The sequence below is a fragment of the Flavobacterium aquidurense genome (genome assembly GCF_002217195.1).
GTDB classification, from domain to species: Bacteria; Bacteroidota; Bacteroidia; order Flavobacteriales; family Flavobacteriaceae; genus Flavobacterium; species Flavobacterium frigidimaris.
This window is the reverse complement of sequence record NZ_MUGR01000043.1, coordinates 21,505-46,516: the sequence shown is the minus strand read 5'-3', so window position 1 is coordinate 46,516 and position 25,012 is coordinate 21,505. Positions and strand designations below refer to the sequence as shown.

The 25,012-nt window shown below is 35.2% G+C and carries 20 protein-coding genes; 9 read left to right on the top strand and 11 right to left on the bottom strand.

Going from position 1 to position 25,012, the window contains the following annotated elements; translation table 11 throughout:
• Nucleotides 1-7: 7 nt before the first annotated feature.
• The 4 genes from ileS to B0A67_RS20470 form a co-directional block, all read right to left on the bottom strand.
• Nucleotides 8-3,409, bottom strand: coding sequence for an isoleucine--tRNA ligase (gene ileS / locus B0A67_RS20485; RefSeq protein WP_072964241.1), 3,402 nt, complete (start codon nt 3,407-3,409; stop codon nt 8-10).
• Between the two features lie 268 nt (nt 3,410-3,677).
• Complete coding sequence (gene recO / locus B0A67_RS20480) at nt 3,678-4,391, bottom strand: DNA repair protein RecO (RefSeq protein WP_072964243.1); 714 nt, start codon at nt 4,389-4,391, stop codon at nt 3,678-3,680.
• Nucleotides 4,392-4,571: 180 nt separating this feature from the next.
• Complete coding sequence (gene gdhA, locus B0A67_RS20475) at nt 4,572-5,915, bottom strand: NADP-specific glutamate dehydrogenase (RefSeq protein WP_072964245.1); 1,344 nt, start codon at nt 5,913-5,915, stop codon at nt 4,572-4,574.
• Nucleotides 5,916-6,204: 289 nt separating this feature from the next.
• Nucleotides 6,205-7,347, bottom strand: a complete 1,143-nt coding sequence (locus B0A67_RS20470) for a cystathionine gamma-synthase (protein ID WP_072964247.1) — start codon at nt 7,345-7,347, stop codon at nt 6,205-6,207.
• Nucleotides 7,348-7,452: 105 nt separating this feature from the next.
• Here B0A67_RS20470 and B0A67_RS20465 point away from each other — a divergent pair, with 105 nt between their 5' ends.
• Nucleotides 7,453-8,196, top strand: coding sequence for a DUF3298 and DUF4163 domain-containing protein (locus B0A67_RS20465; protein ID WP_072964249.1), 744 nt, complete (start codon nt 7,453-7,455; stop codon nt 8,194-8,196).
• Nucleotides 8,197-8,295: 99 nt separating this feature from the next.
• Here B0A67_RS20465 and B0A67_RS20460 read toward each other — a convergent pair whose 3' ends face one another.
• The 4 genes from B0A67_RS20460 to B0A67_RS20445 all read right to left on the bottom strand — a co-directional run bounded on the left by B0A67_RS20460 (nt 8,296) and on the right by B0A67_RS20445 (nt 11,823).
• Complete coding sequence (locus tag B0A67_RS20460) at nt 8,296-9,447, bottom strand: ATP-binding protein (RefSeq protein ID WP_072964251.1); 1,152 nt, start codon at nt 9,445-9,447, stop codon at nt 8,296-8,298.
• Nucleotides 9,448-9,573: 126 nt separating this feature from the next.
• Complete coding sequence (locus B0A67_RS20455) at nt 9,574-10,326, bottom strand: SDR family NAD(P)-dependent oxidoreductase (protein ID WP_072964254.1); 753 nt, start codon at nt 10,324-10,326, stop codon at nt 9,574-9,576.
• A 99-nt stretch (nt 10,327-10,425) separates the two neighbouring features.
• On the bottom strand, nt 10,426-10,932 hold the full coding sequence (locus B0A67_RS20450; protein WP_072964256.1) for a GNAT family N-acetyltransferase: 507 nt from the start codon (nt 10,930-10,932) through the stop codon (nt 10,426-10,428).
• Between the two features lie 15 nt (nt 10,933-10,947).
• Nucleotides 10,948-11,823 carry an aldo/keto reductase gene (locus B0A67_RS20445; protein ID WP_072964258.1) on the bottom strand — a complete coding sequence of 292 codons (876 nt, stop codon included), beginning with the start codon at nt 11,821-11,823 and terminating at the stop codon, nt 10,948-10,950.
• A 223-nt stretch (nt 11,824-12,046) separates the two neighbouring features.
• Here B0A67_RS20445 and B0A67_RS20440 point away from each other — a divergent pair, with 223 nt between their 5' ends.
• From B0A67_RS20440 to B0A67_RS20405, 8 genes are all read left to right on the top strand, one after another.
• Nucleotides 12,047-13,051 carry an AAA family ATPase gene (locus tag B0A67_RS20440; RefSeq protein ID WP_072964260.1) on the top strand — a complete coding sequence of 335 codons (1,005 nt, stop codon included), beginning with the start codon at nt 12,047-12,049 and terminating at the stop codon, nt 13,049-13,051.
• A gap of 80 nt (nt 13,052-13,131) precedes the next feature.
• Nucleotides 13,132-13,995, top strand: coding sequence for a DUF58 domain-containing protein (locus B0A67_RS20435; protein WP_072964262.1), 864 nt, complete (start codon nt 13,132-13,134; stop codon nt 13,993-13,995).
• Nucleotides 13,996-14,143: 148 nt separating this feature from the next.
• The gene (locus B0A67_RS20430; protein ID WP_072964264.1) at nt 14,144-15,778 is read left to right on the top strand and encodes a hypothetical protein; all 1,635 of its coding nucleotides are present in this window, start codon (nt 14,144-14,146) and stop codon (nt 15,776-15,778) included.
• Nucleotides 15,778-16,779 carry a vWA domain-containing protein gene (locus B0A67_RS20425; RefSeq protein ID WP_072964266.1) on the top strand — a complete coding sequence of 334 codons (1,002 nt, stop codon included), beginning with the start codon at nt 15,778-15,780 and terminating at the stop codon, nt 16,777-16,779. Before B0A67_RS20430 ends, B0A67_RS20425 begins: the two co-directional genes overlap by 1 nt.
• A gap of 78 nt (nt 16,780-16,857) precedes the next feature.
• Nucleotides 16,858-17,892, top strand: a complete 1,035-nt coding sequence (locus B0A67_RS20420; RefSeq protein ID WP_072964268.1) for a vWA domain-containing protein — start codon at nt 16,858-16,860, stop codon at nt 17,890-17,892.
• A gap of 45 nt (nt 17,893-17,937) precedes the next feature.
• Nucleotides 17,938-18,714, top strand: a complete 777-nt coding sequence (locus tag B0A67_RS20415) for a tetratricopeptide repeat protein (RefSeq protein WP_072964270.1) — start codon at nt 17,938-17,940, stop codon at nt 18,712-18,714.
• A gap of 101 nt (nt 18,715-18,815) precedes the next feature.
• On the top strand, nt 18,816-20,564 hold the full coding sequence (locus B0A67_RS20410; RefSeq protein WP_072964271.1) for a BatD family protein: 1,749 nt from the start codon (nt 18,816-18,818) through the stop codon (nt 20,562-20,564).
• Between the two features lie 138 nt (nt 20,565-20,702).
• On the top strand, nt 20,703-21,449 hold the full coding sequence (locus tag B0A67_RS20405) for a tetratricopeptide repeat protein (protein WP_072964273.1): 747 nt from the start codon (nt 20,703-20,705) through the stop codon (nt 21,447-21,449).
• Nucleotides 21,450-21,530: 81 nt separating this feature from the next.
• On the opposite strand, the gene B0A67_RS20400 is transcribed toward B0A67_RS20405, so the two are convergent.
• The 3 genes from B0A67_RS20400 to B0A67_RS20390 form a co-directional block, all read right to left on the bottom strand.
• Nucleotides 21,531-23,084 (bottom strand): vWA domain-containing protein, encoded by a 1,554-nt coding sequence (locus B0A67_RS20400; RefSeq protein ID WP_072964302.1) that lies wholly within the window; start codon nt 23,082-23,084, stop codon nt 21,531-21,533.
• A 359-nt stretch (nt 23,085-23,443) separates the two neighbouring features.
• A complete protein-coding gene (locus B0A67_RS20395) occupies nt 23,444-24,013 on the bottom strand; it encodes a 5-formyltetrahydrofolate cyclo-ligase (RefSeq protein WP_072964276.1) in 570 nt (189 codons plus the stop codon).
• Nucleotides 24,000-24,980 (bottom strand): succinylglutamate desuccinylase/aspartoacylase family protein, encoded by a 981-nt coding sequence (locus B0A67_RS20390; RefSeq protein ID WP_072964278.1) that lies wholly within the window; start codon nt 24,978-24,980, stop codon nt 24,000-24,002. Before B0A67_RS20390 ends, B0A67_RS20395 begins: the two co-directional genes overlap by 14 nt.
• Nucleotides 24,981-25,012: the final 32 nt, after the last annotated feature.

Here is a 25,012-nt window from a genome sequence, read left to right as displayed (position 1 = left end):
ATTTATATTATTTTGAAATTAATATCATTGTTTTTATATCATCGAATTCAATTTCTGTGCCGTTTTCTAATGCGGCTACAAAAACCAATTCATCTGTTAATGTCTCAGACTTAATGTAGTCTTCATTCTTAAGAATTGCTTCTTCTAAAATCCCGCTTCGTACTATCTGAACTTTAATTTTATCCGTGACCTCAAATCCGGAATCTTTACGGATGTTTTGAATCCTGTTCACTAATTCTCTTGCGATACCTTCGTTTTTCAATTCTTCAGAAATTGTAATATCAAGCGCAACTGTTATTCCGTTTGAATTTGCAACCAGCCAACCCTCAATATCCTGAGATGTTATTTCGACATCTTCTAATGATAAAGTTACACTATTTCCAGCAATAACAATGTCTAACGTACCCTGCTTGTCTAATTGATTGATCTGATCTGCAGAAAAAGACTGTATCTCTTTGGAAATCAATCCCATATCTTTACCAAAACGAGGCCCTAATGCTTTAAAATTAGGCTTAATTTGTTTTACCAGAATACCGGAGTCATCATCTAATAGTATGATTTCCTTAACATTTACCTCTGCTTTTATCAGCTCAGAAATAGCCTGAATTTCAACTCTTTGATTTTCGTCAAGTACCGGAATCATTACCTTTTGCAAAGGTTGACGCACCTTAATCATTTCCTTTTTACGCAGTGACAAAACAAGAGAAGAGATGGTTTGCGCCTTCTGCATTTTGCTTTCTAACGTTTTATTAACAAAGTTTTCGACAAATTTTGGGAACTCAGCCAAGTGAACACTGCTATATTGCTCGGTTTCTGTAGAAATTGTTAAATCACGGTATAATTTATCCATAAAAAACGGAGCGATAGGAGCGCTTAATTTACTTATCGTTAATAAGCAAGTATAAAGCGTCTGATACGCTGCAATTTTATCATGAGCATATTCTCCTTTCCAGAAACGGCGACGGCATAAACGAACGTACCAGTTACTCAGGTTTTCCTGAACGAAGTCAGAAATAGCCCTTGCAGCTTTCGTTGGCTCATAATCCTCGTAACATTCATCAACAAATTTTATTAATGTATGTAATTCAGATATAATCCACTGATCGATTTCTGGTCTTTCGTTTAATGGAATTTCCGCTTCAGCGTATTTAAACCCATCGATATTGGCATATAATGAGAAGAACGAATACGTGTTGTATAATGTTCCGAAGAATTTACGGCGAACCTCAGCAATTCCTTCTAAATCAAATTTTAAGTTGTCCCACGGGTTTGCATTCATAATCATGTACCAACGTGTGGCATCAGGACCGTATTCTGCAATGGTTTTAAAAGGATCAATTGTATTCCCTTTACTCTTAGACATTTTTATTCCGTTTTTATCTAAAACCAAACCGTTCGAAACTACGTTTTTATACGCTACTTTATCAAAAACCAAAGTTCCGATTGCATGCAGTGTATAAAACCATCCGCGAGTCTGATCGACACCTTCGGCAATGAAATTCGCAGGAAAATCTTTGTTCTCGTCAATTTTGTCTTTATTTTCAAAAGGATAATGCCATTGGGCGTAAGGCATTGCTCCTGAATCGAACCAAACATCAATTAAGTCGCTTTCGCGTTTCATTGGTTGTCCGGAAGCCGAAACTAAAGTAATTGCATCAACTACATTTTTATGTAAATCGATTAAATCATAATTGGATTCAGCCATATTTCCGATTTCAAAACCTTTGAACGGGTTTTCTTTTTGAAAACCTGCTTCGATAGATTTTTCGATCGCATTGTACAATTCTTCAACAGAACCAATAAGAACTTCTTCTTTTTTATCTTCTGTTCTCCAAATTGGCAACGGAATTCCCCAATATCTAGAACGAGATAAGTTCCAGTCGTTGGCATTTTTCAGCCAGTTTCCAAAACGTCCTTCACCAGTAGACTTAGGCTTCCAATTGATAGTTTCGTTCAGGTCGAACATTCTATCTTTTACATCGGTTACTTTTATGAACCAGGAGTCTAGTGGATAATATAATAACGGCTCATCAGTTCTCCAGCTGTGTGGATAACTGTGCACGTATTTCTCTACCTTAAAGGCTTTATTTTCTTCTTTTAATCGAATAGCAATTTCAACATCAACAGAACGTTCCGGAGCTTGTCCTGCATCATAATATTCGTTTTTCACGTATTTACCAGCCAATTCACCTAAATGCGAAGTGAATTTCCCTTGTAAATCTACCAGCGGTACTGCTGTTCCTGTTTCGTCAAGAACCAACATTGGCGGCACTTCCGGTTTTGCTTCTTTTGCTACTTTAGCATCATCTGCACCAAAAGTTGGAGCGGTATGTACAATTCCGGTTCCGTCTTCGGTAGTAACGAAATCGCCCGCGATTACTCTAAATGCATTTTCAGCATTTTGATAAGGTAATACGTATGGCAATAATTGCTCGTAACGAATTTCAACTAAATCAATTCCTTTTGCTTCTGCTAAGATTTTATACGGAAGTTTTTTATCACCTTCTTTTACATTGTCAAAATCAGCATCGTCTTCGCTTAAGAAAAATCCTTTCCCGAATTGTTTTCCAACTAAATTTTTAGCCAAAACAACATTGATTGGATCAAAAGTATATTGATTGAAAGTTTTTACTAAAACGTAATCGATTTTTGGACCAACTGTCAAAGCAGTATTTGATGGCAATGTCCAGGGAGTTGTCGTCCAGGCCAAAATGTGAACATCTCCAAAACCTTGTAAAAAGCCTGGCAATGTTTCCGGCAATGTTTTAAACTGCGCTACAATCGTAGTATCTGTAACATCTCTGTAAGCTCCTGGCTGATTTACTTCGTGAGAAGACAATCCTGTTCCTGCTTTAGGAGAATAAGGCTGAATCGTGTATCCTTTGTACAACAAACCTTTATCATAGATTTGTTTCAAAAGCCACCAGACAGACTCCATATACTTTGGTTTATACGTTACATACGGATCTTCCATATCTACCCAATATCCCATTTTTTCGGTCAAATCATTCCATACGTCAGTATAACGCATTACGGTTTTTTTACACGCTTCGTTATATTCTTCGATAGAAATTGTTTTACCAATATCTTCTTTTGTAATTCCAAGTTCTTTCTCAGTACCTAATTCTACAGGTAATCCGTGCGTATCCCAACCGGCTTTTCTTTTTACCTGAAAACCTTTTTGAGTTTTATATCTGCAAAAAATATCTTTAATTGCACGTGCCATCACGTGGTGAATTCCCGGTAATCCGTTTGCTGAAGGCGGACCTTCAAAAAATACGAAAGGCTCTGCACCTTCGCGAGTAGTTACACTCTTTTCAAATATATTTTCTTCCTTCCAAAAATCAAGTACTTCTGACGCTACCGCTGGCAAGTCAAGTCCTTTGTATTCAGTAAATTTTGTGCTCATTTTATCCTTTTCTTAAACGAGGTGCGAAAGTAAGGAATTTTGGATTATTGACCATCTATTTCTTGAAATTTCACAAACTTTTGTTGAGATAATAGATACAAAAACAAAAGAATTGATTAGTTTCCGGTACTAATCTCAAAAAATCGAGTTAATAAACCAAAAACCAATCAATTCTGATTGTTAACTTTTATAAAAAAAAAAAGAGGATTCAAAACATCTCAAACAGTCTTTATTTTATGAATATCTGATTACTAAAAAAGGTATCGTTTTAAGAGAATATTTCTTTTAAAACATCGAGGGATTTTGGCTTTTTAAAACCGTCTAAATGAAAACTGTAATAATCGATCAGAATTTTCAATAAAATCTGTCTCTCGATCACATGAAAGACTTTTTGAACATTATCAAACTTTAAATCTATTAGTTTTTTAAACAAATTTGTTTCGTGTTCCGTAAGTGCACTCAAACCATGAAAAAGTGTAAAAACACCTTCGTTCATTTCAAAATAAGGCAAATCAATTTCTGATATGTCAGGATAAAAACCTAGATATTTTGTAATTTCTAAAAGTAAAATCAAATGAAAATTAGAAATTTCGTCATGATGATCCAACCAGATCAGCGCAGTTTCTAAAAAAATAAAAAGCGATTCATTTTTCTCTTCTTCCTGAATAGAATAATGCAGCATTTCAGACAAAAACATTACCATTGTACTTTTTACAATATCTGTATGAATGCTTTGAAATGGAACTGCCGCTTTAATTTCTTTGAAATTCTCTAATGTACCTTTATTTTTATGCATGGCTTCGATTTCGAGAATCGACAAAGGCTGAAAATAAGCAATTTTCTGGCTGGCTTTTCTACTCGAAAAAGCATCACGCACGAAATAAGATTTCAGGCCGTTTGAAAGTGTAAAACATTTTACAATCAAACTTTTCTCCTGAAATTTCAACGATGAGATTACTATTGCTTTGGTTTTTACTAACAAAATTAGATTTTAAATATTATTCCTGAAGTTACTCTAACCTGTGAACATAAGTACAAAATAAACACGAATTCGACTAATTGCCACTAATGAGTTGGTGATTTTTCTTTATTTAAAAATAAAGATGCCTTCAAACATCTTTTACAAAGACAAATGAAGGCATCTGAAAAATTTAGCTACAGCTTATACTACACCCTGAGCAAGCATAGCGTCTGCAACTTTAACAAATCCTGCAATATTAGCTCCTTTTACATAGTCAACATATCCTGATTTATCTGAACCGTATTTTACACATGAAGCATGAATTGCCAACATGATTTCTTTTAATCTTTGATCCACTTTTTCTGAAGACCAGCTTAAACGCAATGAATTTTGTGACATTTCAAGCCCTGAAGTTGCAACACCACCGGCATTAGATGCTTTTCCGGGAGCAAATAAAATTTTAGCATTTAAGAAAGCAGTAACCGCTTCCGGTGTAGATGGCATATTTGCTCCTTCTGCAACAGCAATACATCCGTTAGCCACTAAAACTTTAGCTTCTTCACCATCCAGTTCGTTTTGAGTCGCACAAGGCAAGGCAACATCACATTTAACTTCCCATGGACGTTTTCCTTCTACATATTTTGCATTAGGATATTTGGCCACGTACTCGCTGATTCTGCCTCTTAATTCATTTTTAAGCTCCATTACAAAAGCTAACTTTTCATTATCAATTCCGTCTGCATCATAAATGTATCCGTTAGAATCAGAAAGTGTAACTACTTTTGCCCCTAATTCATTGGCTTTTTCTACAGCATATTGCGAAACGTTTCCTGAACCGGAAATCACAACCGTTTTCCCTTTAAAACTGTCTCCTTTTGTTTCCAGCATACTCTGAGCAAAATAAACTGTTCCGTATCCTGTAGCTTCCGGGCGTATTAATGATCCTCCATACTGAATTCCTTTTCCTGTCAGTACTCCGGTAAATTCATTTCTTAATCTTTTATACTGACCAAACATATAACCAATTTCACGGCCGCCTACTCCAATATCACCAGCCGGAACATCCGTATTATCACCAATATGTCTTGAAAGCTCTGTCATAAAACTTTGACAGAATTTCATAATTTCGTTATCTGATTTTCCTTTTGGATCAAAATCAGAACCACCTTTCCCACCACCCATTGGCAATGTTGTTAAACTGTTTTTGAAAGTTTGCTCAAAAGCAAGAAACTTTAAAATACTTAAATTAACTGACGGATGAAAACGTAAACCACCTTTATAAGGCCCAATGGCAGAGTTCATTTGAATTCTATATCCTCTGTTTACCTGAATTTCGCCTTTATCGCTTAACCAGTTTACTCTAAACATGATAACACGTTCAGGTTCAACCATACGCTCTAAAAGCATTTTATTCTGATATTTTTTATTTTCTTCAATAAAAGGAATTACCGTTTCGGCAACTTCTAAAACTGCTTGTAAAAACTCTGATTCATTCGGGTTTTTTTCGCTAACCGAATCCATAAAAGCGGCAATACTTTGTGACATGATTATTAGATTATTAATATTTAAGAAAACGTTTTCGTTATTCGAGGCAAATGTACTCTAAATGGCTATTTTCAAAATAATTTTTTAAATATCATTTAGCACTTTTATCTATTATATAACTGATCTGAAAAATATACGTTTCAGGTTCGCTAATTTACAGTAATTTGACAGTGTTATATTCATTAATTTAATATTTTTAATAAAAATTCATTAATCGGGCTTTATATTTAGAATTTCAAATAAAAATAAACGAAAAGCCCCAATTCTTTAGAGTTGGGGCTTTCTATTTTTATGCGAGGGCTTGCTCAATATCTGCAATTAAATCTTCGGCATCTTCGATACCAACACTTAATCGGACTAAATCGTCAGTAATACCCACTTCAGCTCTTTTATCTGCCGGAATAGATGCGTGTGTCATTAAAGCCGGATGATTGGCCAAAGATTCTACTCCGCCTAAAGATTCTGCCAGTGTAAAAACTTTCAGTTTTTCTAAAAACGCAATAGAATCTTCTTTTTTACCTGATTTAAAAGTAAAAGAAACCATCCCGCCAAAAGCTTTCATTTGCTTTTTAGCAATTTCATGAAACGGATGACTTTTTAAACCCGGGTAATAAACTGTATTTATCTTCGGATGATTGCTTAAATATTCCACTACTTTTTCTCCATTTTCGCAATGTCTCTGCACTCTTAACGAAAGTGTTTTGATTCCTCTTAAAACCAAGAAACTGTCCATTGGTCCAAGTGTTGCGCCAGTTGCAAATTGCTGAAAATGCAATTGCTCTCCTAAAGCTTCATCTTTTACAATCAAAGCTCCCGCAATAACATCAGAATGTCCTCCTAAATATTTTGTTGCCGAGTGCATAACGATATCTGCTCCTAAATCAAGTGGTTTTTGCAAATATGGTGTTGCAAATGTATTGTCTACAGCAAATAAAATATTATTCGCTTTAGTTATTTTTGCCACTTCCTGGATATCTGCCAATTTCATTAACGGATTTGTTGGTGTTTCAACCCAAATCAGTTTTGTATTTTCATTGATTAATGACTTCAGTTTCTCGATATCAGTCATATCAACAAAATGAAATTTAATTCCTGAATCTTTATAAATGCGGGAAAACATTCTGTAAGTTCCTCCGTACAAATCATCCATTGCTATAATTTCATCTCCGGCTTTAAAAGATCTTAAAACACAATCTGTCGCTGCTAAACCAGATGAAAACGCCAATCCACGAGTACCATTTTCAATACTTGCCAAAGCATTTTCTAAAGCCGTACGAGTTGGGTTCGAGGCTCTGCTATACTCATAATCCGACAAAGGTTTCCCTGGACTGGTCTGAATAAAAGTTGAAGTTTGATACACAGGAGGCATAACTGCACCTGTACTTGGATCATGATGTTGACCGCCATGTATAACTTTAGTATTGAATTTCATATTATTACAAATTTTAAATGCTTAAACGTGGTACAAATTTACCGTTTAATTTATTTTAATCCTGATACAACTTCTTACCTTTGTATATAATTAACACTTTTTGACATGAAACATTATATTTTATCCGCCTTTTTGCTTTTAGCATTCACAAGTTGCCACAAAGAACTTTCATTTGACATTGAGACATTTGAAAAAGAATCTGCTATTCCCTGCAAAAAAGATTGTCCTAAAATTATTATTGCTGTTCCTGTCGCAAAAAACATTCCTGTTGTAGCCGACAGCATCAATAAAAAGGTTTTCACTGTTATAAAAGAAATTGTTTATTTTGAGGAAGATCCGTCAAAAGCAAATGATTATAAAAGTCTGGCAGCATCTTTTATCTCTTCGTTTGAAGAAATGCACAAAAAATTTCCTTCTGAAACTTTTGGCTGGGAAGCAAAAATAAAAGGAACCGTTGAGTTTGAATCCGATCAGATTATAAATATAAAAATTGACCATTATACTTTTACGGGTGGCGCTCATGGATACCAGGGATTCCGATCTTTATTGTTTGATCCTAAAACAGGAAAAACAATTTCGACGAACGCAATATTCAAAAACGAAAAAGAATTTAAGGCTTTCGCCGAAAAAGAATTCAGGGCAAAATATAAAATTCCTGCAACATCAAATATTAATGCGACGGGTTTAATGTTCGAAAACGACAAGTTTCAGTTGCCACAGAATATTTTCTATACTAATCAGGGTTTACTCTTATATTACAATTCATACGAAGCGGCTTCGTATGCTGATGGCGCAAAAGAGATTTTATTTCCTTACGCTACAATCAGTAAGTATTTGAAATATCAATAGATTTAATCTTCACATTCAAAAAAGATCTTTGTGTTAGATCCACTACTGTGCGCCTCTACAGAAAACCTTTGTCCCTTTGTTACTCTGAACCTTTGAGCCTTATTTAGCTCCTTCCTGAAAATCATATTTCATCTTTCTCAAGATCCGTAACGCTTCTTTAAACGATAAATAGATATTTCCAAAAGGTTTCAAAAGCAGTTTGGCATCAATAAGTTTTTGTTTGGCATCATCAAAACCATTCAGATAACAAATCATAAAAGTCGACGGAAGATTTTCGAGATCTTTTAATTCACGATCTGATAAAGCAATGCCTTTTTGCAGTTTCTGAAGCAACGCCGTATTCGCATTATAAATATGATACAACATTTTCCTGTTGAATTCCGGAGGCTGAAAAAGCATTTCGCGATCAATCTTGTAATAACCGTTATCAAAAAAATGAATCGTTTGTTTCTCTAAAGGATAATAACTCGTTTTATCATTTAGCCCAAGTGGAACATATTCAGTTATCGTGAAACTATCATCATCAAAAACAATCGTAACCACATCCTGAGCCGAATAAAAAAGTTTAATCTGTTCGTTGATTAACTCGATATCAACACGCGACAAGAAAGTTTTATCACGGGATTTATGAGGAACTCCAGCCCAGCAAATCACAAATAATTCTTTAAAAACATGGTATTTAGGCGACATGTCTTTGTGCCTGAAATTCATAAAATCGATTACGCCATCCAGCGTATACTGAATACTGTTCCGGGAACTATTTTCGATTCCGATTACCGTTTCAGTATTCTGGTAATTTTTCTCGATTTCACCTTCAACAGGAACAGAGTTACTGCCACGCCTTATAAAAACACTATTTGCCGGAGTTGTATGGATTCCTTTTTTGAAATAGGATACTTTACTCTTGGGCTTAATTGTAACCAATCCTACAACTTTATCTTTTGGAAGATTTGGGAAAGGAACATTTTCATACTGGATTTTAGGCGGATTTTCCAGAAAAGCATTGACAAGATTCTGGATTCGGCTATCATCAAAAAAATCATCACCAACAATTTCGTTGTCATGATCCTCAACTCCAACAACGATATACGAATTATTGGTTGGATTTGAATTTGATAACGCACAAATGTGTTTTAGAAACTTCCCTTTGCCCTCACGTGAATGCAAGTTCAACTGCCTTTTTTTATCATAAAAACTGCTCTCATCGTTATGAGCAAGTAAATTTTTTATTAAAAGGCGCTTGTTGATCATTATTTTTAGACTTCTTAGAAAGTTAGATTTGTAGACTTCTTAGCTTATTGGACTTTTAAATATCAAACCTCTTAGATTATTTTGATTGTTTAAATCTAAGAAGTCTAATTAAGTCTAAAATCTAAGTTATCCTCTTTTAACAATTGTCGACGATGCTTGTGCCGTACTCATTACCACCAAATCGGCAATATTTACGTGATACGGTCTTGAGACTACAAAATGAATGATATCTGCAATATCTTCTGCCTGCAAGGGATCAAAACCTTTGTAAACATTCGAAGCTCTTTCGATATCTCCTTTAAAACGCACTTCGCTAAATTCTGTCGCTACCATTCCGGGATGAATGGCTCCAACACGAATATTAAAAGGGTTCAAATCAATTCGCATTCCTGCTGTAATAGCATCCACTGCATGTTTTGTTCCGCAATATACATTTCCGTTTGGGTACACTTCTTTGGCGGCTGTTGAACCTATATTGATAATATGTCCGGAATTTTTAGCTGTCATTTTCGGAATTACCGCTTTCGAAACGTATAAAAGTCCTTTTACATTAATATCGATCATCGCATCCCAATCGTCTAAATCTCCGGTTTGAATTGGGTCTAAACCATGAGCATTTCCTGCATTGTTGATCAAAATATCAATATCTGAAAATGCTCCCGGCAAAGAATTAATACTTTCCAGAACATCCTTTTTATCCCTGACATCAAAGGACAGAGAATGTACTTCGGTAAAAACCGAAAGTTCTTTTTCAAGTTCAGCCAGGCGGTCTTTACGTCTTCCGCAAAGAACCACTTTATAGTTATTTTTAGCCATAATTTGTGCGGTTGCTTTTCCAATTCCGCTTGTGGCTCCAGTAATTAAAACTGTTTTTTTCATTCTACTATTTTTATTTTAAAAGTTTTTTGCCACAGATTAAATGGATTAAAATGATTTATAATCTGTGAGAATCTTTCAATCTGTGGCAAAAAAAAAATTTTAATCTTTTCTGATCCAATTGTCTAAATTCAATCTCATATTTAAGGCTATCCACGTTTCATTATGCATTTCCCTGACAAATTTCTTATCCGGATGAATAACAAAACCAATCTTTTGATAGCATTTGATGGCACTTGAATTAAAGTCAAACACATTTAGCTCAACATTCTTTTCTTCACTATTTTTAATAATAAATTCCAGAAGCAAAGTCACTATTTGCGTTCCAATTCCTTTTCCTCTAAGTGCCTGATCCATAATCAGGATCCGCCCCAGATTTGCAAAGCTGTCTTTAAAACAAATTTCACAATGTCCGATAACCGAATCATTAGAAACATTAACAATGCTAAAAGCAATTCTGTTTTTGTCTGAAAGTGATTGCTTTATTTGTTCTTCTGTCAAAGGAAAAATAAATTCCGGTCCTGCAAATTGCATTAATTCACGGGCATCTTTAATGCTATTAATTAATAGCGGATAATCTCCTTTATCAAACTTTTCTAATCGTATCATTTCAAGATGCAATCTTTAAGCAACGTCGTCGCCCATACTTTCTGTCCAGATGGCGAACCAGTCTTCTTTGTCCATTTCTAATTCTACGGCTTTCATAAGCGACTGAATTCTGGCAATATTTACTGTTCCCGCAATTGGAATTACTCCTGCCGGATGTTTTAAAATCCAGGACAATAAAAGTGTGTCTGAACCAAAACCATATTTTTGAACCAGGTCTGCAAGCAGTTTCTTCAAACGGCGTGTTTGTTTGGTATCTTCCCTAAAAACAGTTCCTAGCGGATTCCAGGATAAGGGACGAATTCCGTGTGTCTGCATATAATCTAAACTTCCATCTGTCATTGCTTCAAAATGTGTAGCTGAAAATTGCACCTGATTAAAACTCACTTCTGTTTTCTGACGGATCAGTTCTGTTTGAGAACTTGTAAAATTCGAAAGTCCAAAATCAACAATTTTCCCTTCTGATTTTAATTTCTCAACTGCTTCTGCAATTTCATCTGCCTGCATTAGCGGGCTTGGCCTGTGCAATAAGAAAACATCAACATAATCTGTTTTCAGTTTTTTTAGTGATTCTTCAACGGACCAAATTATATATTCTTTAGAATAATCGTAGTGTTTGATTTTGTTTTCCGGACGTTTTTCAGCAATCATCTGAATGCCGCATTTGGTAATTAATTGTAATTTTTCTCTTGAAATTTTGCTGTTGTGAAATGCTTTTCCAAAATCAGCTTCTGTGGTATAAGATCCGTAAATGTCTGCGTGATCAAAAGTTGTAATTTTGTTTTCGATACAAAGTTGTATCAGGTTTTCCATTTCTTTAGTTGTAAGGTTTTTATCCCAAACTCCCCAATTCATAGTGCCCGAAATTATAGGCGATAATGCTGTTTTGCTCATGGTTGTATTGCGTTATTTTTGGTAATAAATATGCTTTTCTGAAACATAATCATCAAAGTTCTTAAAAATATAAAAATAGATTCACAATTAGTCCTTAAAATTAGGTCGTTGGTCGAAGTTTTAACCATTCTTTAACATCTTACTTCTCAAAAAATATTCAATTTGCACTCTCAAAAGTAAGACATAAGAATCATTGTTTTAAAAAGGTTTTAAAAATATTTATATGGAAGAAAATACAACGACTTTAGACATTAGAGCGATAAATGAAAAAATTGAAAGAGAAAGTGCTTTTATAGACCTTCTTACAATGGAAATGAACAAAGTTATTGTGGGCCAGAAACATATGGTCGAGCGTTTATTAATTGGACTTCTTGGACAAGGGCATATTTTGCTTGAAGGTGTTCCGGGATTAGCGAAAACGTTAGCGATAAATACCTTGTCGCAAGCAGTGCAAGGTTCGTTCAGCCGTATTCAGTTTACTCCCGACTTATTACCTGCCGATGTTGTTGGTACGATGATTTATAACATCAAAGCAAACGAATTTTCAATAAAAAAAGGACCAATCTTCGCTAATTTCGTCCTTGCCGATGAGATTAACCGTGCTCCGGCCAAAGTTCAGTCGGCACTTTTGGAGGCGATGCAGGAAAAACAAGTAACAATTGGCGACACGACTTTCAAATTAGATCGTCCGTTTTTAGTACTTGCAACTCAAAACCCGGTAGAGCAAGAAGGAACATACCAACTTCCGGAAGCGCAAGTCGATCGTTTTATGCTTAAAACCGTAATTGATTATCCAAAAATTGATGAAGAGCGTTTTGTAATTCGTCAAAACCTAAAAGGATCTTACGAAAAAGTAAATGCCGTAGTTTCTGTAGAGCAAATTTTACGTGCTCAGGAAGCTGTTCGTGAAGTTTACATGGACGAAAAAATCGAAAAATATATCTTAGACATCATATTTGCTACTCGTTACCCAGAGAAGTACAAATTGGCAGACTTAAAACCTCTTATTAGTTTTGGAGCATCACCACGTGGAAGTATCAATTTAGCTGTTGCAGCAAAATGTTATGCTTTTATCAAACGTCGTGGATATGTAATTCCGGAAGATGTTCGTGCAGTTGTACATGATGTTTTACGTCACAGAGTTGGGATAACATATGAGGCTGAAGCCGAAAACATTACTTCTGTAGACATTATCAACAAAATCGTAAACGAGATTGAAGTACCTTAAAAATTTGTTTAATGTTTCAAGTTTCAGGTTGTTGTAAAGCAAACCTGAAACTTGAAACTTTTAAACTTTAAACAAATAAAATGGATACAAAAGAGCTTTTAAAAAAAGTACGAAAAATAGAAATCAAAACCAAAAGACTGAGCAATCATATCTTTTCGGGAGAATACCACTCTTCATTCAAAGGACGAGGAATGACTTTTAGTGAAGTACGTCAATACCAATACGGCGATGACATTCGTAACATCGATTGGAATGTAACGGCACGCTATAACGAAGCCCACGTAAAAGTTTTTGAAGAAGAACGTGAATTGACCATGATGTTAATGGTTGACATCTCAGGTTCAGAAGGTTTTGGTTCAAAAAGTCAATTTAAAAAAGACATCGTCACCGAGATTGCGGCAACGATGGCTTTTTCGGCTACACAAAATAATGACAAAATTGGTTTAATATTATTTTCTGATAATGTAGAATTGTATATTCCGCCAAAAAAAGGACGTTCGCATGTTTTGAGAATCATTCGTGAATTGATCGAATTCGAACCAAAAAGCCAAAAAACAGATGTTGGAGCCGCGTTAAAATTTTTGTCAGGAACTCAGAAAAAGAAAGCGATTGTTTTTGTAATTTCTGATTTTATGTCTGAAAATTATGAGCAAACATTAAAGATCGCTTCTAAAAAACACGATATTACCGGAGTTCGTGTATATGATATCCGCGAAGAAAAAATCCCAAATTTAGGAATGGTAACAATGCTTGATGCCGAAACGGGAAAAATTCAACTGGTTGATACAGGCTCAAAAACAGTGAGAATGAATTACGAAAAACATTATCACGAAAGAGTCAATTATTTCAAAGATATATTTAGTAAATCTGGGGCTGGAGTTGTAAACACAAGAGTTGATGAAAATTACGTAACCAAATTACTGGGCTATTTCAAGTCAAGATAATTTTAGATCGTTAGACTTCTTAGATTATTAGAATATTAGATTTTAAAAAATTTAAGCATCCAAAAATAAAATCTGTTTAAATCTGCGTCATCCGCGTGCCATTTTTAAGCATTCATTTTAGAATAAAATCTGAAATCAAAAAAATCAAATGAAATTAAAGTTTTACATCTTTTTATTTTTACTTTCCTCAGCTATTTTTGCTCAGCAAAAACAGGTCGAGACGAGCATTGATACTACAAAAAATAAAATTGGAGCCGAATTTAAGCTAACGCTTAAAACGGTGGTCAGCTCAAAGTCGAAAGTTGTTTTTCCGAAATTAAAAACCATTGGACAACTTGAGGTAATTCAATCCTATCCAATTGATACAGTGAAGAAAAATGACACTTATGAACTGATCAAAAAATACGGTTTAACACAATTTGATTCCGGAAAATATACCATTCCAAGTATCAAAATTCTAATTGACAAAAAACCTTTCCTAACCGATTCTATTCGCGTTGAAGTTGCGAATGTCAAAGTAGACACACTGCAACAGAAAATGTACGACATCAAAGACATTACTGCGCCAGACAATGGTATTGGTGACTGGTGGAAATACATTTTAGCTTTAGTCGTAATTCTTGGAATTGGAGCTTTTGTGTACTGGTACGTTAAAAAACATCAAAAGAAAAAAATTGAAGAAGAAGTTTATAAAACTCCGATCGAAAAAGCGACTAGTTTGCTGAACAATCTGGAGCAAAAAGAACTGGTTCAAAAAGGCGAAATCAAAGAATATTATAGTGAACTGACGGATATTGCCCGTAACTATATTGAAGAAGCCATTCATATTCCTGCAATGGAAAGCACTACTTCTGAATTGATTCAGGCCATCAGAAACGCTTCTACTAAAAAGAAGATGACACTAACACCGGAAACTGTTGAGAATTTAGAACGTGTTTTACGTCAGGCCGATTTGGTGAAATTTGCGAAATCTAAACCTCTTGAATTTGAAATTACCGAAGATCGAAATAAAATCCAGAAAGTAATCCTGACACTTGACAATGCAATCCCAACGGAAGTTCCGGCTGAAGAAGAAGATCAATTATTGAATGAGGCGCAAAAGCAAAAACAGATTAAGCTGTTATTATTAAAAAAACGCAACAAACGTATTGCCATTGCAGCAGGAACGGTTCTGTTTTTAATCATTGCTGTAACTGCATTCTTTATCGCTACAAAAGGTTTCAAATTTGTAAAAGATAATGTTCTGGGCAATGCATCAAAAGAATTATTAGAAGGCGAATGGGTAAAAAGTGAATACGGAAATCCTGGTGTTTTAATTGAAACTCCAAAGGTTCTTAAACGAATGGATACGCAAAAAGTGCTTCCAAAAGAAACAATGGCTTTAATCAAAGAGATGCAGTTATTTACCTACGGAAGTATGGTAGACAATTTCTTTGTAACCGTTTCTACAAGTAAATTTAAAACCCCAACCGAAATAGATTTAGCAAAAGCTTTAGAGGGTTCTCTAAAAGTTATTGAATCTCAGGGTGGGCAAAACATTATTGTAAAACAAGAAGATTTCCAGACAGGCCAAGGCATTCAGGGAGTTAAAGGATATGGAACAATGACGATCTTAAACCCTGTTGACAAAACAAGTACAAAGGCTTATTATGAACTTTTACTGTTTAAACAGGATCAGGGATTACAACAAATTTTGATTATACACGAAGAGGGCGATACGTATGCCAATGATATTACGACTAGAATTTTAAATTCTGTTGAACTTAGAAAAGCGAGCAACTAATGAATAAGATAACTTTTTTAAATCCAGAATTTTTTTGGTTGTTTCTATTAATTCCAATTGCAATCGCTTGGTTTTTCTGGAAGCGCAACCAGCAATCGGCTACCTTAAAAATGAGTTCGACTCAGGGTTTCAAAAACAGCGAATCGCTGTTAACAAAATTAAAACCTGCTTTATACGTTTTTAGGATTTTAGGGCTAAGTTCTTTAATTATTGCACTGGCAAGACCCAGAACTGTTGATATCAGCAGTCAGACTAAAACCACAAAAGGAATTGATATTGTTTTGGCAATTGACGTTTCAGGAAGTATGCTGGCAAAAGATTTAAAGCCTAACCGTATGGAAGCTTTAAAAAGAGTAGCCGCAGATTTTGTTGGAGAAAGGCCTAATGACAGGGTTGGATTGGTTCTGTACGCTTCTGAAGCGTATACCAAAACACCGGTTACGAGTGATAAAGCGATTATTCTTGAAGCCATAAAAGGAATTAAATACGATACGGTTTTACAAGACGGAACCGGAATTGGAATGGGATTGGCAACTGCTGTAAACCGTCTTAAAGACAGTAAAGCAAAAAGCAGGGTTATTATCCTGATGACAGATGGTGTTAATAATGCAGGATTTATTGAACCGGAAACAGCATCTGATATTGCAAAACAATATGGTATAAAAGTCTACACAATTGGAATTGGTACAAACGGAATGGCAGAATCTCCATACGCTTACGCACCAAACGGAGGATTTTTATACAAAATGCAAAAAGTAGAAATCGACGAACAATTAATGAAAAACATTGCCCGTAAAACCGATGGAACTTATTTCAGGGCTACCAGTAATGATAAATTAGCCGAAATATACAATGCTATTAATAAATTAGAAACTACCGAAATCCAGGAATTAAAATTCTATGATTATGACGAAAAATACAGAGGTTTCGTTTTATTGGCAGCCTTTTTATTATTGTTGGAAGTAGGTTTAAGAAATACGGTTTACAGAAGCTTTATATAATATTTTAGTCGCAGTCACGGTTTACAGTTTACAGCTGAAACTGCGACTGAAAACTGCGACTGAAAACTAGAACTAAAAATGGAATTAGACGAAAAAAAATATTTATACCTTTTATTACTACTCCCAATTGTGGTGTGTGTTTTCTTTTTCAATATGTATTGGAAAAGAAAAAAACAACGCGAATTTGGTGATCTCGAAATGGTAAAAAGACTGAGCCCTGAACGCTCTGTTTTTAAGCCGGTATTAAAATTATGCGTAATCCTTCTGGCACTTACCTGTTTGATTATTGGGTTGGTAAATCCGAAGATTGGAACTAAAATGGAAACGGTAAAACGTGAAGGTATCGACATTGTTTTTGCTGTTGACGTTTCTAAAAGTATGCTTGCAGAGGATGTCGCGCCAAGTCGTTTAGAGAAAAGCAAACAATTGGTTTCGCAAATCATCAACAATCTGGGAAGTGACAGAATCGGAATTGTAGCATATGCCGGAAGTGCTTTTCCTGTTTTACCCATTACATCCGATTACAGCGTTGCTAAAATGTTCCTGCAGAGTATGACTCCGGACATGGTTTCATCACAAGGAACATCACTTGACGAGGCAATCAGATTATCTGCTACTTATTTTGATGAAAAGAGCAAAACCAGCAAATTACTGATTTTAATTTCTGATGGTGAAGATCATTCTGAAGGTGCATCGGCGGCAGCTGAAGAAGCCAACAAACTAGGAATGAAAATCATTACCATTGGTGTCGGAACTGAAAAAGGAGCTACCATTCCATTAAAAGAAAATGGTGTAGTCAGAAGTTATCAGAAAGATCAAAACGGACAAACGGTTATTACAAAACTCAATCAGGAAGGACTAAAAACCATTGCAAAAGCCACAAAAGGCGGTTATGTATATGGCGGAAGTACGAAGGAAGTTTTAGAATATGTAAAAAATGCCTTAAACAACATTCAGAAAACAGAATTTGAAGCTACTCAAATGGCCGATTTTCAATCGCAATTTCAATGGTTCATTGGTTTTGCCTTCTTGCTGTTGTTTATTGATATCTTCCTTTTAGAAAGAAAAACAAATTGGATAAAAGAGTTGAATTTATTCAACGAAAAGAAATAATTGTTCAGATTAGAAATTCGGAACAAAAAAAATAAAAACATTAGAATGAAAAATTTACTTCTTTATATTTTACTAACGTTCTCTTTGGCGGTTTCAGCTCAGGAGAAAGACAAGACATTGCCTGATGCCAATGAAGAATATAAGCAGAATAAATTTGTTGATGCTGAAGCCAATTACAGAATTTCAGAATCAAAATTTCCAAAACGTGTCACTGCTCCTTATAACTTAGGAAATACGATTTACAAACAAAATCAGGTTTCTGAAGCGAAGTTCGCCTACACAAAAGCGATAAAAAATGCTAAAACAAGACCTGAAAAACATAAGGCATTTCACAATTTAGGAAATGTCTTCATGAAAGAGAAAGATTATACACAAGCAGTAGAAGCTTATAAAGAAGCTTTGCGTAACGACCCGACCGATGATGAAACACGTTATAATTATGCTCTGGCAAAACAAAAGTTAAAAGAAAACCCTCCAAAAAACGATAAAAACAAAGACAAAAATAAGGATAAGGACAAAGACAAGGATAAAAACAAAGATAAAGACAAGGACAAGGATAAAAATAAAGACAAGGATAAGGACAAAGATAAAAAAGACGACAAAGGCGATAAAGACAAGGATAAAAAAGACGGCAAGGACGATCCGAAGAAAGATGATAAGTCGGACAATAAAGGAGAACCAAAACCACAGCCCGGAGGAATCTCTAAAGATCGCGTTCAAAATTTATTAGATGCCGTAAACAACGAAGAAAAGAAAATTCAGGATAAAGTAAACGCTCAAAAAGTAAAAGGAAATCCTAGAAAAACAGAGAAAGACTGGTAAAATTTGGTTTATTTGTATAATCGTTAATTTGTTTAATTGTAGAGGCGATTATTCAAATTAACGATTATACAGTTAACGTAAAAAACACTGAAAAACAATTAATGAAAAGATATTTAATTCTATTACTATTCACTTTTCAAGGGCTTATGGCTCAAGTTCAATTTGAAGCCAAAGTAAGCAAGAACACGCTTGGAGTAAACGAAAGGTTACGCATTGACTTTATCATGAATGTTGATGGCGATAACTTTGACCAGCCTTCATTTGAGGGCTTTAGAATTGTTGGCGGACCAAGTCAGCAAGTAAGTCAGTCCTGGGTAAACGGAAGAAGTTCTTTTCAGAAAGCCTATTCTTATATTTTACAGCCCAATCAAAAAGGGACCTTTACAATCAAACAAGCTTCGATTGAATTTAATGGGCAGGTTTATAAAACTGCTCCCATAAAAATAGTAGTTACAAATGCCGTTGCACAGGAAAGAGATCCTTATGACAACAGCAGGCCACAAGGTATGCCAAATGAAACGCTAAGCCTTATTGCCGAAATTTCAAAAACAAATCCGTATTTGAATGAACCAATTACTGTGGTTTATAAATTATACTTTAACAACATTAATGTTACCGGCTTTAAAGAATTAGCGAAACCTAAGTACAACGATTTCTGGAATCAGAATATCGATATCAAACAATTGTCTACTGAAGAAGGAACTTTTCAGGGACAAAGATGTTATTTCGTTATCCTGAAAAAGACTATTTTATATCCTCAAAAATCAGGAAGACTTACTATCGAACCGCTTTCACTGGATATTGGCGTACAATTGCCTTCAAATCGTCGTGATATGTATGGCCAAATGATCTTATCAGACGATAACAGGGTTGTATCAGCGGGTGCAAAAACAATTAACGTAAAACCACTTCCGGAAGCGACCAAACCAGATGGTTTTGGTGGCGCTGTAGGTAGATTTAACTTTACCGTTACGCCATCTAAAACAACACTTAAAAGCGGAGAAAGCCTTGATTTAATCGTTAGTGCTTCAGGAAACGGAAACATGAAATTGTTTAGCCTGCCAAAACCTGTAGTACCAAATGCTTTAGAAATGTACGATCCGGTTCATGATGAACAAGTGACAACTTCACTTTCGGGGATGTCAGGAAAAATTACAGACAAATATTCTATAGTTCCACAATATAAAGGGAAGTATGCAATAAAAGCAATGCAGTTTTCTTATTTTGATCTGAATACGGGGTCTTATAAAACGATAACTTCACCTGAGATTATGGTAGATGTTTTAGATGGCCCAACGCTGGCTGAAGCAAATCCAACTGCTACTAAAAACGTAATTTCGCCAACAGAACAATTCAAATATATTAAACCGAAAACCATTTTAGTTTCAATAGCCAAAAATGATTTTTATGGTTCTAATTTGTATTATATTTTATTATTCCTGCCTTTCGTGATTCTGCCAATTATTGTTCTAGGCAAAAAACGAAAAGAAGCAATCGATGGTGACGTGACAGGAAACCGAATTAGGATGAATAATAAACTCGCGAAGAAATACCTTTCTGAAGCGAAGAGACAACTTAAAAACAAAGAACTGTTTTATATTGCTTTAGAGAAAGCGATGCACAATTTCCTGAAAGCGAAACTGCATATCGAAACCTCAGAAATGAGCAAAGACAACATTAGCGAGTTATTATTGTCCCGAAATGCAAATCCGGAATCTGTTCAGAATTTCATTAATTTGACAGAAAACTGCGAGTTTGCCCGTTATGCTCCGGCGTCAAGCGCTTCGATTCAACAGGATTTCGACAAAGCTGTTTTGATCATTTCAGAATTAGAAAAGCAAATTGTTTAACAAAAACTAATTTTACCGCAAAGTGCGCTAAGAAAAGGTTTGTAGATTGAGCTGATTTTAAGATCGTAAAGTTCTTTACTAAGTTTAAAAAATCTAACCGACGGATTTTAAAATCCCATACGGTTTAACAAAAATAAAATGAAAAATATAGTATATCTTTTTTTATTAATCTCACAGGTTTTCTTTGCTCAAAGCAGCTTCGAAAAAGGAAATGCATTGTACCAAAAGGGACAATACCAGCAGGCTGTTGATGTTTATGAAAGTATTATCAAAGAAGACAAACAGCATTCTGCAGAGTTGTATTTTAACTTAGGAAACTCCTACTACAAACTCAACAAAGTGGCGCCTTCAATTTATAACTATGAGAAAGCGCTGGTTCTGAAACCTCACGATCCTGACGTTTTAAACAACCTGAAATTTGCTAAAAAACTAACGATTGATGAAATCAAAGAAATCCCGAAAGTAGGTTTTGCAAAACTGATTCAGAACTTTACAGGAATTTTTGATTACAATACCTGGGCAAAAATTTCTATCGGAATTGCATTTGCCTTTTTATTGAGTTTTATTGGATACTATTTCTCACAGCTTACACTTTCAAAACGAATTTATTTTATTGGAATGTTTGTTCTTTTGGTCGCTTTACTATTAAGTGTCTCTGCCGGAATAACAGAAAGAGATCACTATAATAATGATCGTCCGGCGATTGTTTTTGCTGAATTAAGTGAAGTTCGCAGTGAACCGCAAAAAGGCGGTGCCGCCATTTTATTACTACATGAAGGAGCAAAAGTCTATGTTATGGAAACTGTTGGACAATGGAAGAAAATCGAACTAACAGACGGAACTGAAGGCTGGATTGATGCTTCGACCATTAAAGAAGTAAAATAAACGTTTTTAAACCTTAAAATAAAAAATCCCAAACTCCATGACAACAATGGAATTTGGGATTTTCTTTTTTGGAATTTGAAATTAGTTTACAGCGCTAACAAGTCTTACGAACTCTGCTTTATAACCGTCTTCATCATTTGATATTCCTGATTTGGCTAAGCTTTTTATATCAGAACCCGAAGTATTACTTATAAACTTTGAATCTCTCAATTTCAATCCAAACCATGCAACAGCGGTTGTGAACTTAAAATCTGAAGAACTTTTGTCCAGTGTCACTTTTTTATTTTCTATTGTATTGACCATTTCGATGCTTGTAGCTCCATCAGGTTTTTTATATCGAAATTTAATGGTCGCCAGTTCATCACTATAATTAGATTCGTCTTTTTTAACTTTTGTATATTTTAAGTCAGAGGGAACATAACTGCTTTCAACTCCTGTCGGAATAATTTCATACAAAGCAGTAACGGTATGACCGCTTCCTAATTCTCCCGCATCAATAGCATCATTCTTAAAATCTTCTGCTTTTAATTTTCTGTTTTCATATCCTATTAATCGGTAAGCCTGAACATGTTTGGGATTAAATTCGATTTGAATTTTTACATCTTTTGCAATCGCAAACATCGAACCTTTGAATTCCTTTCCTAGAAAACGATTTGCTTCCTGAATGTTATCAATATACGCGTAATTTCCGTTTCCTTTATCAGCCAGTATTTCCATTTTACTGTCTTTATAGTTCCCCATTCCGTATCCTAAAACCGTTAAGAAGACACCCGATTTTCTTTTCTCTTCAATTAGTTTTTCCATGTCGGCATCTGTTGACGCGCCAACATTAAAATCACCGTCAGTGGCTATAATAACCCTATTATTTCCTTCTTTAATAAAATTTTGCTGTGCCAGTTTATAAGCCAGTTCTATTCCCTCACCTCCAGCTGTACTTCCGCCGGCACTTAGATTATCAAAAGCATCTAAAATATCGTCCTTATTATCGCCCGAAGTTGGTTCCAGCACAACACCTGCTGAACCTGCATAAACTACAATCGAAACCTTATCCTGAGGACGAAGCTCTTTTACCAAAATCTTCATGGATTCTTTTAATAACGGAAGTTTGTTCTGCTCACTCATGGAACCCGAAACATCTATTAGAAAAACCAGATTTGAAGCTGGTAAATTGGTCATCGGGATATTTTTCCCCTGCAAGCCAATCCTTAGCAGCTGACTGTTTTTATTCCAGGGAGCATCACTTAATTCTGTATTGATCGAAAACGGATGCTGCCCCGCTGGCTGTGGATAATTGTATTTAAAGAAATTCACCATCTCTTCAACGCGAACCGCATCTTTAGGTACTTGTTGCCCTTCATTAATAAAACGTCTGATATTGGTATAAGAAGCATTATCGACATCAATAGAAAAAGTAGAAAGCGGAGATTTTTGAGGAGATTCGAAAGGATTTTCTTCAAGCCCTGTATAACTTTCAGTATTAGGATCTGAAATGTATTCTTCGGGAATTGCATCAGTAGCAGTAACTGCCATATCTGTAGCTTCTGCGGCATAATCTTCTGTGGCTTCATATTGTTTTTTACAACTCACCACAATCAGTAATAGGAATGCCAACAAATAAAAAGGTTTATTTTTCATTTTAAAATAAATTTTAGGAATTAGTAAATGATTTTTTTTTCTCAAATAATAATTAGCATTCCGGATGTACTAAGAAAATTATCTGTAATTCCCGCAATCCAAATTGCATGCCAAGATTCCTGTTAAATATTTTTCAATCAAAAATAAGCTTCATCTAAAGTCGATTCACCATATAAGTGATATAAGTTTCATTTAAACTAAAGTGTAAGCTTGTGGTAAAAAATAAGTGAGATAAGTTTTCTTCGCGAACGTAAAATCAGCCCAAAAAAGGCCTGATTTCTTTGCGCCCGATCGCTATCAGGATGGCTCTAAAAACCACTTCGTTTGATATTTTCTTATACCACTTATATGGTAAGAAACTAAAAAGTATAGATTTTCAGAGAAGTCACGCAGTAATCCAGTTTCACATCAGATTCAAAAACATCTTCTATTTTATCTTCTGCTTCAAAGAAAGAAAGTCCTATTTTAACCGTTTCCGGTTTACATTCTGCTAAAAATTTATCGTAGAAACCTTTCCCGTAACCTACCCGATTTCCCAGAAGATCAAATGCAAGTAAGGGTACAAAAACCACATCAATAGTTGCTGACGGAACAGACAATCCGTTTACAGGTTCCGGAATATTGTATTCGTTTTTTTTGATTCTGGTATTATCCGTTAATAAAAAATGCGACATTCCGCGAGTTTCAAAATCACTTTTCGAAACTACAATTTCTTTGTCTTTTCCGGAAAGCAAATGCAGAACATATTCTGTGTTTACTTCCTTATGTTCTTCGATAGGCAAAAAAACATGATAATAAGTTTTATTCCAAATGGGCAATTGAATCAGATTATTGGCTATCGCCAAACTCTTTTCTTCAAGCGCATCTGGAGAAAGTTCTTTGCGAAGATTTTTATAGTGCAGTCGTAATTCTTTTTTATTCGTCGGCATTTTCAGGGCTGTTTTTAGACATATGATAAATCGCATCGCCTTCATAAACTATAGGCGAATGATTAGCGTTAATGACGAATCCGTCATGCGGTGCTTTTACTTTTTGCTCAAATTTACCAAACGGATCCGTAATAATGGCCAAAATAGTTCCTTTGGTCACAAACTTGCCAATCAGATTATAATCGTGCAGCAAACCGGAACATTTAGCACGCAGCCAAACCGAATTTTTAATATAAATAGAAGGATCATGCGCTTTTTCGACCACTTGTTTCGGATCCAGCATGTTCAGGTAATGCAGCAAACGCTTCACTCCCATTACACCTTCATTGGCAATCACATTATTAATGTCTAATGATTTTCCGCCTTCAAAAAGCAGCATTTTTATATTGGCCTTCTCACAGGTATTTCTAAAAGAACCATTAATATTTTTAGAATATAACGTAAACGGCGCATTAAAAACATCCGCCAGAACTTTCAGTTCAGGATTATTCTCGGTAATTCTAATTTGCGGCGCATTGAACCGGCTTGCACCTCCGGCATGAAAATCGACTGCATAATCTATGATCGGCAAAACTTCTGCTACGATATGATACGCAAAACGACTGGCCAAAGAACCTTTTTTACTTCCCGGAAAAACGCGGTTCAAATCTCTTCCGTCCGGAAACTCACGGGATTTATTCACAAAACCATACATATTGATAATCGGAATGCAAATGATAGTTCCCTTTGCAGGACGATTGATCTTTTTGCTGATAATCTGACGCACTACTTCAACTCCGTTAATCTCGTCACCATGAATTCCTGCAGAGAATAAAACTACCGGACCTTCCATCTTTGACCGACGCACAATAACCGGAATATTAAGTTTTGTGGTGGTGTGCAACCTCGCAATTTCGACGTTTATTGTTTTGTTTTCTCCCGGCAAAATCGATTCGCCAAAAATAACCAAGGGTGTACTGTTTTTCATATAGAATTATAAAATCTAAATATAGAAATTAT